The 16,248-nt window shown below is 73.4% G+C and carries 9 protein-coding genes; 7 read left to right on the top strand and 2 right to left on the bottom strand.

The genetic code is table 11. From position 1 onward, the window contains the following. The 6 genes from LJ221_RS09255 to LJ221_RS09230 form a co-directional block, all read left to right on the top strand. A partial coding sequence (locus LJ221_RS09255) for a SpoIIE family protein phosphatase (protein ID WP_308314747.1) occupies window positions 1-2,307 on the top strand: 2,307 nt, incomplete at its 5' end. Window positions 2,308-2,521: 214 nt separating this feature from the next. Beyond that, on the top strand, window positions 2,522-3,664 hold the full coding sequence (locus LJ221_RS09250; protein ID WP_241715310.1) for a type II CAAX prenyl endopeptidase Rce1 family protein: 1,143 nt from the start codon (window positions 2,522-2,524) through the stop codon (window positions 3,662-3,664). Window positions 3,665-3,899: 235 nt separating this feature from the next. Beyond that, entirely contained in the window at window positions 3,900-5,612 is a 1,713-nt protein-coding gene (gene ctaD / locus LJ221_RS09245) for a cytochrome c oxidase subunit I (RefSeq protein WP_241715309.1), read from the top strand. Window positions 5,613-5,727: 115 nt separating this feature from the next. Next, window positions 5,728-6,147, top strand: a complete 420-nt coding sequence (locus LJ221_RS09240; RefSeq protein ID WP_241715308.1) for a DUF2795 domain-containing protein — start codon at window positions 5,728-5,730, stop codon at window positions 6,145-6,147. Between the two features lie 175 nt (window positions 6,148-6,322). Next, window positions 6,323-7,207, top strand: coding sequence for an SDR family oxidoreductase (locus LJ221_RS09235; RefSeq protein WP_241715306.1), 885 nt, complete (start codon window positions 6,323-6,325; stop codon window positions 7,205-7,207). 137 nt (window positions 7,208-7,344) lie between these two features. After that, window positions 7,345-7,794 carry an SRPBCC family protein gene (locus tag LJ221_RS09230; protein ID WP_241715304.1) on the top strand — a complete coding sequence of 150 codons (450 nt, stop codon included), beginning with the start codon at window positions 7,345-7,347 and terminating at the stop codon, window positions 7,792-7,794. Between the two features lie 249 nt (window positions 7,795-8,043). Here LJ221_RS09230 and LJ221_RS09225 read toward each other — a convergent pair whose 3' ends face one another. After that, complete coding sequence (locus LJ221_RS09225; RefSeq protein ID WP_241715302.1) at window positions 8,044-12,564, bottom strand: cation-translocating P-type ATPase; 4,521 nt, start codon at window positions 12,562-12,564, stop codon at window positions 8,044-8,046. 282 nt (window positions 12,565-12,846) lie between these two features. Between LJ221_RS09225 and LJ221_RS09220 the strand changes: the two genes are divergently transcribed. Further along, window positions 12,847-15,429 (top strand): ATP-dependent Clp protease ATP-binding subunit, encoded by a 2,583-nt coding sequence (locus LJ221_RS09220; protein ID WP_241715300.1) that lies wholly within the window; start codon window positions 12,847-12,849, stop codon window positions 15,427-15,429. 44 nt (window positions 15,430-15,473) lie between these two features. Here LJ221_RS09220 and LJ221_RS09215 read toward each other — a convergent pair whose 3' ends face one another. Further along, on the bottom strand, window positions 15,474-16,037 hold the full coding sequence (locus tag LJ221_RS09215; RefSeq protein WP_241715299.1) for a hemerythrin domain-containing protein: 564 nt from the start codon (window positions 16,035-16,037) through the stop codon (window positions 15,474-15,476). Between the last annotated feature and the right edge of the window lie 211 nt (window positions 16,038-16,248).

The raw sequence follows: 16,248 nt of genomic DNA, 5'->3' as shown, positions 1-16,248 counted from the left end.
CAGGTCCGCGGACAGCTCATCGCGGAGCTCACCACCGCCCCCGGCCTCTGGGACGGAGCCGCCGGCCGCTCCGGTCCCGAGCCCCTGGAAATCCGTACGACCCTGCGCCACCGGGACGGCACGTCGGTCGAGGTCGACGCCGAGGTGCTGCCGCTGCCCGCCGGCGGTGAGGCGCGCTTCCTGGTGTGCGCCGTTCCGTCCGCCCTCGGGCGGCGGTGGATGGAGGACCAGTCGCTCATCCGCGCGCTGTTCGACCAGAGCCGTATCGGGCTGGTGGTCCACGACACCGAACTGCGCACGACCCGCGCGAACCTCGGTCCGGAGTTCTTCGGCGTCCCCCTGGCCACGGATCCCTGGCGGCACACGCCCGGGCAGGATCTGCGGGCGATCCTCGTGCCGGAGGACGCCGACGCGATCGAGGAGCAGTGGCGGCGGGTCCTGCGGACCGGGGAGGCGGTCATCGACTGGGAGCACTCGGCACGGCGCCTGAAGGCTCCCGACCAGGAGCGGATCCTGTCCTCCTCGGCATTCCGGCTCGAGGACAGACACGGCCGCGCCATCGGGGTCGCCGCGGTCTTCACCGATGTCACCGAGCAGCACACCGCGCGGCGGCGGTTGGCCCTCCTGCACGCCGCCGCCGCACGGTTGGGACAGACCCTGGACACCACTCGCAACTCCGAGGAGCTGACCCGCATCCTGGTGCCCGACTTCGCGGACCTGGCCTGTGTGGACCTGGTGGACAAGGTGATCCAGGGGGACGATCCCGGGGTCTTCTCCACCGGGACGCCGCTGCGCCGGATCGCGGTGGCTCCGGCCGGCACCTGGCCCGCCGAGACGTACCAGCGCGGGGACCCCGTCTACGCCAGATATCTGGAGAGCGATGCCCTCCGCGACGGCCGGGCCGTACTCATGCCCGACCTGGCCGACCTGAGGGAGCAGTTGGCTCCCGACCTGGAGCGACAGCGGCTGTTGTTCCCGGAGGCGGCCGCCTCGGCGCTGATCGTCCCGCTGCGCGCCCGGGGGCGGGTGCTGGGCGTGCTGGGCCTGTGGCGCGGCCGGGACCGGCTCCCCTTCGGCGTGAACGATATCCCCCTGGCGGAGGAAGTCGCCTCCCGGGCCGCGCTCAGCGTGGAGAACTCCCGCCGCTACTCCTCCGAACTGCGCACCGTGGAAACCCTGCAGCGCAGCCTGCTGCCCCCGGCCGGAGCGGAGTTCACCGCGGCTGAGACCGCCGGTACCTACGTACCGGCCGGCACCGCCGCGGGGATCGGCGGGAGCTGGTACGACGTCATCCCCCTGTCCTCCACGCGGGTCGCGTTCGTCATCGGCGACGTGGCCGGACACGGGCTGGGCGCGACGGCCACCATGGGCCGGCTGCGCACCGCCGTGCAGACCCTAGCCGACCTCGACCTCCCCCCCGAAGAGCTCCTCACCCACCTCGACGACCTGGCCACCCGTCTGGCCTACACTGAGCCGCAGCCGGACGGCAGCGCGGGCGGGGTCGTGGGCGCGAGCTGTATGTACTGCGTCTACGACCCGGTCACCGGGCGCTGCGCGATGGCCAGCGCGGGCCATCCTCCGCCGATCCTGACCAGCGCCGAGGGACGCACCCGCGATGTGGACCTCAAGCCCGGCCCCGCCCTGGGAGTGGGCGGCATGCCCTTCGAGCCCGCCGAGTTCCACCTGGGCCCGGGTAGCGTACTGGCCTTCTACACCAACCAGTTGGTGGCCCATGACAAGGTGTCCTCCGAGGGCCTGACGCGGCGGCTGCGCGAGAGCCTGCACGCCGCGGTGAAGGCCGGCGGGTCCCCCGCCGACATCGGACGCGCCGCCGTCGACCGCGTCCTGACCGAGCCCGCGGCCGACGACATCGCCCTTCTCGTCGCCCGGGTGCGGGCACTGCCCGACGGCGCCACCGTGACCTGGCGGTTCACCGCCGACCCCACCGTCGTCGGCCAGGCCCGGGAGCTGGTCGCCGCCCAGCTGAGCACCTGGGGCCTGGAGGAGATGGCCTTCACCACCGAGCTGATCGTCAGTGAGCTGGTCACCAACGCCATCCGTTACGCCGGCTCTCCCATCGGGCTGCGGCTGATCAAGGACAAGACCCTGATCTGCGAGGTGTCCGACCCCAGCCAGACCCAGCCCCATCTGCGCCGCGCCCGGCTGACCGACGAGGGCGGCCGCGGTCTCTTCCTCATCGCCCAGCTCGCCCACCGCTGGGGCAGCCGCTACACCCCCTCGGGCAAGACCATCTGGACCGAGCAGACGCCGGGGGGCGCCCCCGAGATCCCCCTTGACCTGTTCTGAGCCTGGTGTTCACGATCCTGACGCTGCCTCACAGAACCTCTCTCCGCCGGTTCTCCGGGAGCGTTCGCATCGGACATTCCCGCGGGATCCGCGGCCGGATACCGCCGGCGCAGGTGTCGGCCGCCCGTGACCGGCTACCCGGACAGGAAGAGCCGTCCCAGCAGTCCTCGACAGCGCGGCCTTCCGCCGGCGCCGACGTACGGGAGACACGCCCGTGACCCACACACCGCCGAACAGCACCGTGCCCGGCACATCCCGCCCAGTGCGTACCGCCGACGCGCGGCGGGCCGAACGCGACCTGTGGGGGCTGCTGCTGGTGGCGTGCGCGGTGCCGCTCACCGGATCGGTGCTCGACTTCGCCCGGTTGTCCGGCGCACCAGTGGAGGGATGGTCCGGCGCGGTACTCCCGTGGCTGCGACTGCTGTGCTCGCTGGCCGCGGGCTGCCTGTTGGCCGGGCTGCTCGCACGGCGGCGCGTGTCGCGGCGGCGCGGCGCCGCACTGGCCGTGACGGCCGTCGCCGGTGCCGCCCGCATCGCCGAGTTCGTGCGGACCGGTGAGGTCCAGGGGGTGGTGGGCAGCGTCGCCACCACCGTCCTGCTGGCCTGGCTCTGCGGTGAACTGGCGGCCCGGCACGGGGCCGGGTGGCGCGGGCTGGGGGTCGGTCCGTCCGGTGCGCGACCCGCGGCCGAACGGCTGACGGCCGCGATGGTCTTCGGGGCGGTCTTCGTCCTCGCCTACACCACCGTCACCTGGATGGCGGGCCTCCAGACGGGTCTGCCGAGGGCCGCGCCCTGGCTGCCCGTCCTGGACCGCGCCCAGAGTGCGGCGCTGGGCTGGAGCGGCCCCGCGGACATGGTGGCCAACATCCTGTTCACCGGCGTCGCCGAGGAGATGGTGCTGGTGGGGGCCGTCGTCGTACTGGGCCGGGCGGCGGGCCGCCCTCTGTGGGTGATCTGCGCGATCAGCCTGGCGCTGCGGGTGACGGCGCATCTGTACCTGGGCGTGCCCGGCATCGCCCTGCTGCTGCTCGGCTCGTGCGCCCTCCTGCTCTACCTGCGCTGTCGCAGGCTCACCCCGCTGGTCGCCGGGCACATCGCCTACGATCTGGCGGCCTCCTCCGTCCCCTCCCCCGAGGCGCTGAGCGCCTGGGTCCTCGCCGTCCTGCTGGGCACCGGCGCGGCGTTCGCGGCATGGTTGCTGTGGTTCTCGCCGGACGGCTCCCACGGGCGCCAGGCGCCCGGCAGGGGGGCCGGAGCGCGTACGGCCGTCTCCCCCGGTCCCGGTCGCCGTACCGCTGCCGCACCGGAGGCCGGACACCCGGACAGCGCCGTCGCCGCCGACGCCCCGCGCCCGTAGGAACCGCGCGAACCTTCGGAAAGCAAGACGGAAAGGGGCGGTGAAGGCATTCGCCTCACACGCCCACCGAAGGGTCAAAAGCCGATCGAGCCGGGCGGCGGTGTTATCCACGTCGGGGCGGCCTGTCGGATGAGACCGCCCGTGGAGAGGACGGGAACCGGAGCCGCGGACGCGCGCCGGACAGGCGGCGCGGCCAGGGTACCGGTCGGAGCTGGCGGGTCGAGAGGACACGGGCATGGCAGTGCGGACGGACGAGTCGGGGCAGACACGGGAGAAGAAGAGAACCGTGGGGGCGGTGGTGGTCGACTGGCTGACCACCACCGACCACAAGAAGATCGGCACGCTCTACCTCGTCAGCTCCTTCGGCTTCTTCACGATCGCCGGCGTGCTGGCCCTGCTGATCCGGGCCGAGCTGGCCCGTCCCGGCACGCAGATCCTCTCCAACTACCAGTACAACCAGTCGTTCACCATGCACGGCGCGGTCATGCTGCTGCTGTTCGCCACCCCGCTGTTCGCCGGCTTCGCGAACTGGATCATGCCGCTGCAGATCGGCGCGCCCGACGTGGCGTTCCCGCGGCTGAACATGTTCGCCTACTGGCTCTACCTCTTCGGCGGGCTGATCGCCCTCTCCGCCTATCTCACGCCCGACGGCGCGGCCGACTTCGGCTGGACGGCGTACACGCCCCTGTCGGACGACATCCGCACACCCCAGGTCGGCGGCGATCTGTGGATCATGGGCTTCGGCCTGGGCGGTTTCGGCACGATCCTGGGCGCGGTCAACTTCATCACCACGATCATCTGCATGCGCGCCCCCGGCATGACGATGTTCCGGATGCCGATCTTCACCTGGAACGTGCTGCTGACCAGCGTGCTGGTCCTGCTCGCCTTCCCGGTGCTGGCCGCCGCGCTCTTCGCCCTGGAGTCGGACCGGATCTTCCAGTCGCACATCTTCGACCCGTCCAACGGCGGCGCGCTGCTGTGGCAGCACCTGTTCTGGTTCTTCGGCCACCCCGAGGTCTACATCATCGCGCTGCCGTTCTTCGGCATCATCACGGAGGTCATCCCGGTCTTCAGCCGCAAGCCGATCTTCGGCTACATCGGCCTGATCGGCGCCACAATCGCCATCACCGGCCTGTCGGTCACCGTGTGGGCGCACCACATGTTCGCCACCGGCGCTGTGCTGCTGCCGTTCTTCGCCTTCATGTCGTTCCTGATCGCGGTGCCCACCGGCGTGAAGTTCTTCAACTGGCTGGGCACCATGTGGAAGGGCTCGCTCAGCTTCGAGACGCCGATGCTGTGGGCACTCGGCTTCCTGGTCACCTTCCTCTTCGGCGGGCTCACCGGCGTCATCCTGGCCTCCCCGCCGCTGGACTGGCATGTCACCGACAGCTACTTCGTGGTGGCGCACTTCCACTACGTGGTCTTCGGCACGGTCGTCTTCGCGATGTTCGCCGGCTTCCACTTCTGGTGGCCGAAGTTCACCGGGAAGATGCTCGACGAGCGGCTCGGCAAGATCACTTTCTGGGTGCTGTTCATCGGCTTCCACGGCACCTTCCTGGTCCAGCACTGGCTGGGCGCCGAGGGCATGCCGCGCCGGTACGCCGACTACCTGGCGGCCGACGGCTTCACCGCGCTGAACACCGTCTCCACCATCGGTTCGTTCCTGCTGGGCATGTCGTTCCTGGTGTTCTGGTACAACGTCTGGAAGACGGCGAAGTACGCGCCGAAGGTCACCGTGGACGACCCGTGGGGCTACGGCCGCTCGCTGGAGTGGGCGACCTCCTGCCCGCCGCCGCGGCACAACTTCGTCACCCTGCCGCGGATCCGTTCCGAGTCCCCCGCGTTCGACCTGCACCACCCGGACGTCGCGGTCATCGACCAGGCCGAGAACACCGGGCGCAGGGACATCGCCGACGTCTCGGCGGAGCGGCGCCACGACGTGGGGTGACCGCGGAATCGAACGCGAAGGATCCGCAAACGGTGTAATCCAGGCATCCCCGGGAACGCGATCCCCACGTCGGCGCACGCCGCCGACCAGCGCTCCGACCCTTCGGGAGGACGACATGGTCACGCACGGGAAGAACAAGACCGGCGCTGCCCGGGACGACGAGCTCAAGCAGGAGATGGAGGGTGAACTCCGCGCGGGCCGGTCCCTGCGCATGGAGGAGGACCACGAGCTCCAGCCCTCTGGCGAGGACCAGCCCGACGTGGACCGCGCGCCGAACACCGTGCTCACCGGCGGCACGCCCCCGGGGATGGACCAGAACGACGTCGAGCTGCGCAGTGAGCTGGCCCGGCACCTGGGCCCGGGCCTCTACCCGGCCGACCGCGACGCCGTGCTCGACACGCTGCGCGGGAACAACGCCCCCGACCGGCTGCTGAGCCTGGCCGGGAGGCTGTCGGCGGGGCAGGAGTTCCGGAACGTCCAGGACATCGCCCGGGCGCTCGGTCTGGGCGTCGAGGACACCGGCCACCGCACCTGACGGCGACGGCCCGGGCGCGCCTCCCGCCGAGGACGGGCGACACCGCGTCCACCCCGGACGCCGCACCCGCTCCGAGCCCGAGGGCTCGGAGCGGGTGCGGCGTCTCCCGGGAGCGGAGGACGGCGAAGGGAGCCGGGGAACCGGCGACAGGGAGAGACGGAGGAGAGAGACGGACATGAGCGAACAGGAGCGGCAGAACCCCACCCGGCAGCACCCGCAGCCGGAGTTCCCCCAGCAGGACCAGCCGCATCCCGGCCTGACCGGCCGGATGAAGCCGGAGCCCGACCACGGTGAGTCGTCCTACCGGGGCAGCGGCCGCCTGACGGAGCGGAAGGCGATCGTCACCGGCGGCGACTCGGGCATCGGGCGCGCCGTGGCCCTCGCCTTCGCCCGGGAGGGCGCGGACGTGCTGTTCACCTACCTCGCCGAGGAGGATAAGGACGCCCGGGAGACGGCACGGCTGGTTGAGGAGACCGGCCGGAAGGCCGTGCCCCTGCTGTGCGACATCCGCGAGGAGTCCGAGTGCCGCCGGCTGGTGGACCGGGCGGTGGCGGAGTTCGGGCGCATCGACGTCCTGGTGAACAACGCGGCCTTCCAGACGGCACAGCCCGAAAGCATCGAGGGCATCGGCACGGAGCAGTTCGACCGGACGATGCGCACCAACCTCTACGGCATGTTCTGGCTCTCCAAGCTCTCCCTGCCCCACATCCCCGCGGGTGGCAGCATCATCAACACCACCTCGGTGCAGGGGTACAAGCCCAGCCCCCATCTGCTCGACTACGCCATGACCAAGGGGGCCATCGTCACTTTCACCCAGGGGCTCGCCCAGCACCTGGCCGAGCGGGGCATCCGGGTCAACGCCGTCGCGCCGGGGCCGGTGTGGACCCCGCTGATCCCCTCGACGCTGCCCGACACCTCGGAGTTCGGCAGGCAGTCCCCGCTGGGCCGGCCCGCCCAGCCCGCCGAGATGGCCCCCGCCTACGTCTTCCTGGCGTCCCGGGAGGCGAGTTACATCACCGCCGAGGTCGTCAACGCCACCGGCGGCACTCCTCTGCCCTGACGCCCCGTCGACAGGATCCGCGGAACCGCCGGATCGTCAGCCGGCGCATCCGCATGGACGCATCTCCTCCGGGTAGGCGTCAGGCAACGACACAAAGCGTCACATACCAGTCATCACAGCGAGAGAAGGGATGCTGGATGTCTCACGTCGAGGAGTCGATCGAGGTCCGCTTACCGGTGCGCACCGCGTACAACCAGTGGACCCAGTTCGAGAGCTTCCCCGAGTTCATGGAGGGCGTCGAGCGCGTCGAGCAGAAGGACGACACACTGACCCGCTGGGCGACGAAGGTCGCCGGCGCCGAGCGGGAGTTCGACGCCCGCATCACCGAGCAGGTCCCGGACGAGCGGGTGGCGTGGACGACGGTCGACGGCGAGGCCAGGCAGGCCGGTGTGGTCACCTTCCACCGGCTGGACGACAGCACCACCAAGGTGATGCTCCAGATGGACCACGACCCCGAGGGTGCGACGGACACCGTCGGCGACAAGCTCGGTGTGGTCCGCCACCGCGCCAAGGGGGACCTGAAGCGGTTCAAGGAGTTCATCGAGAAGCGTGGCGCGGAGACGGGCTCCTGGCGCGGCCGGGTCTGATCCGGTCCTCCGGCCGCGAGGGGCCTCCTCACCCCCTGTCATGTGGCCGCGGCCCGCGAACGCCCTCGGGCGTTCGCGGGCGTTCGCGGGCCGCGGTCTGCCGTGTGCGAGGGGAGGGCTCGTCCGCTCCGCGGGGAAGAGGGAGAAGAAGCGCCGGGACGCACGGTCTGTCCCGTAACGCCCCGGCGCATGGAGTTCACTTACCCAGTCGGCCCAGTGACCTCGAACCGCCCTCCGAATCGGGTGAGTTCAGTCTCCGAACGGCTCGGAGGCGACGGGAGCCCCGGCGTCCTCCGGCGCACCGCGGGGATCCGGCGCCGGCCTGCGCACCACCGGGGCCGCGGCGGCCCCCAGCAGCGTGGCCGTGGTGATCGAGCCGAGGGTGATGCCCCAGGCGACGGGACCGAGCGGGGTACAGCCGAAGAACTGGCTGACCCCGGGCGTCTGGATGACGCCCACCAGGGCCGCGGCCGAACCGATCCCGGCCGTCAGCACGTTGCGGTCCAGCCCGCCGGTGAGCAGCGTCTGGGCGAGCTGGGTGCCCACCACCGAGGCCAGGGCCACCGTCCCGGCGCGCCGTCCCCGCCCGGTGAGCCTGGCCGCGCCCCAGGCCAGTCCGGCGCCGAGCGTGGTGGTGGCGCCGCGCAGCAGCACCTCCTGACTCAGACCGGCCCCCAGGGAACGGTCCGGGCCCTCGCTCAGCAGCCGCTCGCCGGCCTCCGTCGCCGGTTCGCGCACCGCGATGGCAAGCGCCGGGGCGAGGTCGGTGAGGAGGTTGACGAGCATGATCTGACGGGCGTTCAGAGGGGAGCTGCCGGTCAGCGCGGCGGCCAGCACGCTGAAGGCCACCTCCCCGAGGTTGCCGCCGACGAGGACGGCCAGCGCGTCGCGCACCGAGCCCCACATCGCACGGCCCTCCAGCAGCGCGGCGATGATCGTCTCCAGCCGGTCGTCACCGACGACCAGATCGGCGGCGGCGGTCGCGGCGGGCGTGCCGCGCCGCCCGAGCGCGATACCCACGTCCGCCAGCCGGATGGCCGGGGCGTCGTTGGCGCCGTCCCCGGTCATCGCCACCACCCGGCCGATGCGCTGGTACGCCTGGACGATACGGACCTTGTGGTGGGGGCTGCACCGGGCGATGACGTCCAGCGTGGGCAGCGAATCGTCGAGTTCCTCGTCGCTCAGTTCGTCGATCTCGGCGCCCGTGCACACCTTCTGGTCGGGGTCCTCGCTGACGGTGGCGGCGATGGCGTCCGCGGTGGCGGGATGGTCGCCGGTGAGCATCACCGTCTGCACTCCGGCCGCCCGCAGCCGCGCGGTGGCCGGCGCGGCCGAGGAGCGCACCGGGTCTGCGAGGGCGACGAAACCCAGGAACGTCAGACCGGCGACGGCCTCGTCGGTGAGGTCCTCCCCCTCCCGCAGCGGGCGCTCCGCAACGGCCAGCACCCGCCGCCCGGCGCCGGCGAGCTCCTCGGCCGCGCCGGTCAGACGCTCGCGGGCCGCCGCGTCGAGTTCCTTCTCCCCTCCGTCCCGGCCTCCGCCCCCCTCCCGCAGCCGGGCGCAGCGCTCCAGCACGTTCTCGGGCGCGCCCTTGACGCTGAGCAGCGTTCCGCGCGAGGTGCGGCCGGCTGTGGCGTGGTAGGCGCGGGACGGCTCGAACGGCAGGGCGTCGGTGCGCCGCCACTGCGGCGCCCCCTGGCGCACGGCCGCCTTCGCGCGCCGGGCGCCGGCCACCACCGCCCGGTCGGTCTGGTGCTCCATGGGTTCGGAGGCGCGGGCCGGCGGGGTGGCGCGCAGCGCGGCGGCCAGGATCTGCCCGCGGGCGGCGTCGAGCCGGTCGGCGGGCAGCTCGCGCCGGCCGTCGCTGACGGCGGCGAGCTGCAGATCACCCTCGGTGAGGGTGCCGGTCTTGTCGAAGCAGAGCACGTCGGCGCGGCCGAGCGCCTCGATGGTGCGGGGGTTGCGCACCAACGCCCCGTGGTCGGCCAGGCGGCGGGCGGCGGCGAGCTGGGCGGCGTTGACCAGCAGTGGCAGTCCCTCGGGCACGGAGGCGACGGCCAGGTTCACCGCCGAGGCGAGCGTGTCCCCCAGAGGGCGGCCGTGCAGCAGCCCGGATCCGGCGACCGCGGCGGCCGAACCGAGTGCCAGCGGCAGGCTGGTCTTCGTCAGGGCGTGCAGCCGCGACTCCACCCCGGTGTCGGGGGCCTTCTGACGGGCGGTCGCCAGGCTGCGCCCGACCTCGGTGGCCGATCCGGTGGCCACCACGACGGCCACCGCGGTGCCCGCCGAGACGGTGGTGCCCTCGTAGAGCATCGGCCTGCGGTCGGCGATCTGCGCGGCGACCACCGGTGCCGGGTCCTTCGCCACCGGCAGGGACTCACCGGTCAGCGAGGACTCGTCGACCTCCAGCCCCTCGCCCCGGAGCAGCCGGCAGTCGGCGGGTACGACCTCCTGGGAGCGCAGCACCACCACGTCCCCGACCACCAGGTCCCCCGCGGCCGCCAGGCGTTCGGCCCCGCCGCGCCGCACCCGCGCGCCGATCGCCGAGCGGGCGAACAGCTCCTCCAGCGCCTGGTCGGTCCTGACCCGCTGGACGGCGCCCACCAGGGCGGACGCGCCGGTAATGCCTGCCACCAGCGCCGCGTCGGTCTGCGAGCCCACGGCCGCCGACAGAGCGGCGCCCGCCGCGAGCACCGGGGTGAGGGGGTTGGCCAGTTCCTCGACGAACGCGGTCGGCAGGCCGATGCGCGCAGGCTGCCCGGAGGTGGTGTCCCGGCCCGCCCGCTGCTCGGCCTCCTCCCTGCTCAGGCCCTCATCGGTGCTGCCCAACCGCTCCAGCACGCGACCGGCGGGCATCAGGTGCCAGGGGGTGGTCTCCACCGGCGGGGTGACCGGGCGGGACAGCAGTTGCCGGGCCCGCCAGGTGCCCAGGCAGAACGCCGCGGTCCCGGCGCCGGTGCCCGCCGCGGCACCGCGGGCCGTCGCCCGGTGGGGAGGCCCCTGGAGGGCCGCGACGGCGCCGACGCCGCTGCCGCCCGCGGCCAGGAGCCGGCTCTCCCGGTCGACCTGGGCGGCCACGCCCACCGAGTCCACGATCAGACCGGCCGATTCCAGGTCGGTGCCGATCAGGATGTGCGCGCCCCAGGCGGGCGGCTCGCCCTCGCGGTGCACGCCGATTCCGCAGTCGGCGGCGGCCAGCGCCCGCCGGTCGCCCGAGAGCAGCAGCACCACCGCGCCGTCCGCCCGCAGCCCGCGCAGGGAGGCGGTGAGGCGGTCACCGCCGGGAACGACGGCGTCGGCGAAACCGAACGCCGGCTCCGGACGGGCACTGGCCAGGACCACGCGCACCCCGGCGCGGCGGGCCGCGGCCGCCACCGCGTCCGCGCCCGGTGCCTTCCGCCGGGCCAGGCCGGCGACGGCCGTGAGCCGCCTGCCCCGGGCCAGGCCCAGGACGACCTCGCTGCCCTGCCTGCGCAGCCTGGCCGCAGCCCGCGCCCCTCCGCGTCCGGCCAGTTCCAGGTCCTCCAGCGGCCCCAGGACCCAGCCGTCCTCGTCACGGTGGGTCTCACCGATCCGCTCGGAGGTGAAGAGCGCGAAGAGCCGCTCGGCGGCCTCCCGGGGCACGGCCCCTTCCAGCGGCACCAGGTCGGCCAGTTCGTGGTGGCTGCCGCTGAGTGCCTCCTCCTCCAGCACGACGGTGTCCGTCTGGCCCAGCCTGCGCAGCACGCTCCGGTCCATGACGGTCGCCCCCCGCAGCGCCAGGGCGCGGCCGAGCGTGGTGGCGAATCCCTCCCGGCCCGCGTCCGGAGCCTTGGGCACACCGGAGAGCGCTACCGCCAGCCCGCGCCTCGGCCCGGTGAACGGCGCGGTCGCCGCCCCGGCCGCGGCCGTCAGCGCCATCGAGCGCTCGACGTAGCGGTCGACGGCGTCGGGAGGCGGGGGGACGGGCCGCTCCGCGGCTACCGGGCCGGCCGCCGCCTCCTCGGGACTGCCCACCAGCCTCGTCTCGGCCTCCTCCCACGCCGCGCGGTGCGCCCCGGCCTCCCGCCACTGGGCCATGCGCTCCACGACGTCGAGCACGAGGCCGCCGCCGCGGGTCGCCATGCCCTGGGTCAGGGCGGTGAGGACCGGCAGCAGGGAGTCGGCCCGCTGCGGGCCGTGCAGCCCCCTGGCGGCCAGTTGCCGCAGCCGCGGGTGACGGGCGACGGCGCCGGTGAGGGCGGCCACCTCGGGCGGCAGCGGTGTCCAGGGGGCCACCCGGTTGAGGGTGGACAACCCCAGCCCCACCACGTCGGCGGCCAGGGCGGTGACGGACTGGCCGGTCCGCGGTCCCTCGCAGGGGTGGTGCGGCTCCTGGCACCACCCCTCTTGCTCCTCGTCCTCGCAGGGGACGTGTCCCTCCGCGCGCTCCACCAGCGCCACCAGTTCGTGTTCGGGCGGAGGCGTGGACTCCAGCGCCACCACCACCCGCCCCGACGGCGCGTTCACCCGCGCCCACAGCACCCCCGGGTGCCGCTCCAGGACGCGCTCCACGCGCCGGGCGGTCCGCTCGCCCTCGGGGGTGTTGACTCCGTGCACGGCGATGTAGCAGCGCCCCGGCCGGGACCGCACGGCTCGTCGCGGCGCTCCCAGGAACTGCCCGGCCAGCCGGCCGGCGGTGCCCGCCACCTCGCGCGCCCCGGCCCTCACCCCCGGCGGCACCAGGACGTCCGGCGGCGGCAGCGGCAGGCGCAGACCCGGCACACCCGGCAGACCTGACAGCAACGACATCGACCGTGCCCTCCCGACCCCGAACCGACAGACGAACCCGCGGCGACTCCGCGGACATGCGGCACCGCCGGCTGGGACCGTCCGGCACGGTCCCAGCCGGCGGTGCCGCATGCTCCGGATAACCCCGTGTGCCCGGCTCACACCTCCACCCGCGGCGCTCGTGGGCAAGTGGGGCCGCGCCCGACGTGTCGTACCGGCCCGAAGGGGAACCCCGGTGCACCGAGACAGACGCACCGAGACAGCAGCGCGGCCCGGTCCGCCGGGCCGGCGGGACGGACATCTATGACCAGCGGGTACATGGGTCCCGAGGATTTCGGCCGGGACCCGCTCGGAGAGTTCCTCGCGCGCTTCCTGGGCTCCTCGTCGTCGGGCGGGCAGCGGCCGGGGCCCAGGTACTTCGACTTCGTGCGGCTGATGAGCGAGCCCGCCCGGCAGCTCGTCTCCTCCGCGGCCTCCTACGCCGCGCAGCACGGCAGCACCGACCTCAACACCGAGCACCTGCTGCGGGCGGCGCTCACCACCGACCCGACCCGCGCCATGGTCTCCCGCGCCGGCGGCGATCCCGACACCATCGTCTCCGAGATCGACCGGCACGCCGGAGACGGCCCGCCGCGCTCCTCCATCTCCGTCAGCCCCGCCGTCAAGCGCGCCCTGATGGACGCCCACCAGGTCGCCCGCTCCTCCGGTTCGTCCTACATCGGACCGGAGCACGTACTGGTGGCCCTGGCCGCCAACCGGGACTCGGCGGCCGGCCAGATCCTCAACGCCGCCCACTTCGATCCCCGCTCAGGGCTCCCGGAGGGTCCGCAGCCCGGCGGGCCGGGCCCGGCCGGCGAACGCCAGCCCGCTCCCGGAGGGCGGCCCGGCGCAGGCAGCACCCCGAATCTGGACAAGTTCGGCCGTGATCTGACCGAACTCGCCCGTGAGGGCCGCATCGACCCGGTGATCGGCCGCGACGAGCAGATCGAGCAGACCATCGAGATCCTGGCGCGGCGGGGCAAGAACAATCCAGTGCTGATCGGCGAGGCGGGCGTCGGCAAGACCGCCATCGTCGAGGGCCTGGCCCAGCGCGTCGCCGACGGCGACGTGCCGGACAACCTGCTGGGCCGCCGCGTCGTCCAGCTGGACTTCGCGGGCGTGGTCGCCGGAACCCGTTACCGGGGCGACTTCGAGGAGCGGCTCAGCGGCATCATCGACGAGATCCGTGACCACACCGACGAGCTGCTCGTCTTCATCGACGAGCTGCACACGGTGGTGGGCGCGGGAGGCGGCGGCGAGAGCGGCTCGATGGACGCCGGCAACATGCTCAAGCCCGCCCTGTCCCGCGGTGAGCTGCACGTCATCGGCGCCACCACGCTGGAGGAGCACCGCCGCCACATCGAGAAGGACGCCGCGCTGGCACGCCGCTTCCAGCCCGTCCTGGTCCCCGAGCCGACCACGGCCGACGCCGTGGAGATCCTGCGGGGGCTGCGCGACCGCTACGAGGCGCACCATCAGGTCCGCTACAGCGACGAGGCACTGCTGGCGGCCGTGGAGCTGTCCGACCGCTATCTGACCGACCGCTTCCTGCCGGACAAGGCGATCGACCTGATGGACCAGGCGGGCGCGCGGGTGCGGCTGCGCTCCTCCACACGGGGCACCGACGTGCGGGCCCTGGAGCGCGAGACCGAGCAGCTGCGGCGCGACAAGGACCAGGCGGTGGCCGACGAGGACTACGAGCGCGCCAAGGAGCTGCGCGACCGTCTCGCCGAGGTGGAGCGGCAGGCCGCCGAGGGGGGCGGGAGGCAGCCGGTGGGCGACCGCATCGCCGAGGTCGGTGTGGAGGACATCGCCGACATCGTCTCCCGGCAGACCGGCATCCCCGTCAGCACCCTCACCCAGGAGGAGAAAGCCAGGCTGCTGGGCCTGGAGGAGCACCTGCACCGGCGGGTGGTGGGCCAGGACGAGGCCGTCTCCGTCGTCGCCGACGCCGTACTGCGCTCACGGGCCGGGCTGGCCAGCCCCGACCGTCCGATCGGCAGCTTCCTCTTCCTCGGCCCCACCGGTGTGGGCAAGACCGAGCTGGCCCGCGCCCTGGCGGAGGCGCTGTTCGGCACCGACGACCGGATGGTGCGCCTGGACATGAGCGAGTACCAGGAGCGGCACACCGTCAGCCGGCTGGTCGGCGCCCCGCCCGGATACGTCGGCCACGAGGAGGCCGGGCAGCTCACCGAGGCGGTGCGCCGACACCCGTACTCGCTGCTGCTGCTGGACGAGGTGGAGAAGGCGCACCCGGACGTCTTCAACATCCTGCTCCAGGTGCTGGACGACGGACGGCTCACGGACTCCCAGGGCCGCACGGTGGACTTCACCAACACCGTCATCGTGATGACCAGCAACCTCGGCTCCGAGGCCATCACCGGGCGCGGCGGCGCGCTGGGCTTCTCCTCCGGCGCCGCGGGCGGTGAGGGTGCCGAGGCCGAGGAAGCGGCCCGCCGCGAGCGGGTGCTGCGCCCGCTGCGTGAGCACTTCCGCCCGGAGTTCCTCAACCGCATCGACGAGATCGTGGTCTTCCGGCAGCTCTCCGACGAGCAGCTGCGGCGGATCACCGACATTCTGCTGGACGAGACACGGCGGCGGCTGCGCGCCCAGGACGTGGAGGTCGACTTCACCCCGCGGGCCGTGGAGTGGCTGGCCCGGCACGGTTACCAGCCGGAGTACGGGGCCCGGCCGCTGCGCCGCACCATCCAGCGGGAGGTGGACAACCAGCTCTCGCGAATGCTGCTCGGCGGCGAACTGGCGCCGCACACCCGGCTGCGGGTGGACGTGTCGGACGGCTCCCTGGCCTTCCGCCGGGGCCAGGCGTCCGCACCGGCGGCGCCGTAGGCGGCGGAACCGCGCGGCCCGCCGCAGGGGCCGCGCGGGCGGGCTCAGTGGCCCATGCCCCGGCCGGTGAGGGCGTCGCGGAGCCGGTCGACCACGCCCGCGCCGGCGTCCATGACCTTGTTGGCCGGCGGGGTGTCGGGGGTCGAGGGGTGAGGGCGCGTCGGGGCCGTCTTCTTCGCGGTGCGCGCCTTGTCGCCCAGCTTGTCCAGCTGCTCCTGGGGCGCCGCCCGGCGCAGCCGCGGGAAGAGGTTGCGCTCCTCCTCGGCGATGTGGGAGCGGATCTCGGTCATCAGCTCGGCGACGAGCCGGTCGAACCCGGGGTCGTCGGCGCCGCGCCCCTCCATCGCCTTCATGGTGCGCTCCGCCGCGGAGTGCTCCTCGATCTCCCTGTCGGCGATCTCGTCGCCGTCCGGCAGGAGGTCCCGCACCGCCGGGTACAGGTACTGTTCCTCGGCGGCGGAGTGCCGCACCAGCTCGACGACGGCCTCGTCGGCGAACTCCTTGCGCCGCGCGTCTCCCACGGGCATGGCCTCGATCCGGCCGAAGAGCTCCTCGACCTCCCGGTGGTCCGTGCTCAGCTCCTGGATGATGTCTCCGCCGTGCCTCATGGTCACTGTCTTCCTTTCGCCGCCCGTCACAGATGCCCGCGATATCCGCCGAAGGGGCGGATACAGGCATCGTGTGCCCGGAGTCCGGGGCGGCTAACGCCCCGTGACCCACTGCCGTACGGCGCGTCCCCGCCCGGCCGGGACCCGGGCGCCTCCCGGGTCCCGGGCATGCCGACGCGGGGCCCGGCCTCCCGGCCGCGGGCCCCGCGCA

The sequence above is a fragment of the Streptomyces sp. CNQ085 genome, assembly GCF_022614595.1.
Classification (GTDB): Bacteria; Actinomycetota; Actinomycetes; order Streptomycetales; family Streptomycetaceae; genus Streptomyces.
This window is presented reverse-complemented; position numbering and strand designations above follow the sequence as displayed.

What these genes read in the sequence shown, in the direction of transcription:
- ctaD (WP_241715309.1), top strand. Translation starts at nt 3,900, where the DNA reads ATGGCAGTGCGGACGGACGAGTCGGGGCAGACACGGGAGAAGAAGAGA.
- LJ221_RS09240 (WP_241715308.1), top strand. Translation starts at nt 5,728, where the DNA reads ATGGTCACGCACGGGAAGAACAAGACCGGCGCTGCCCGGGACGACGAG.
- LJ221_RS09235 (WP_241715306.1), top strand. Translation starts at nt 6,323, where the DNA reads ATGAGCGAACAGGAGCGGCAGAACCCCACCCGGCAGCACCCGCAGCCG.
- LJ221_RS09230 (WP_241715304.1), top strand. Translation starts at nt 7,345, where the DNA reads ATGTCTCACGTCGAGGAGTCGATCGAGGTCCGCTTACCGGTGCGCACC.
- LJ221_RS09225 (WP_241715302.1), bottom strand. Translation starts at nt 12,564, where the DNA reads ATGTCGTTGCTGTCAGGTCTGCCGGGTGTGCCGGGTCTGCGCCTGCCG.
- LJ221_RS09220 (WP_241715300.1), top strand. Translation starts at nt 12,847, where the DNA reads ATGACCAGCGGGTACATGGGTCCCGAGGATTTCGGCCGGGACCCGCTC.
- LJ221_RS09215 (WP_241715299.1), bottom strand. Translation starts at nt 16,037, where the DNA reads ATGAGGCACGGCGGAGACATCATCCAGGAGCTGAGCACGGACCACCGG.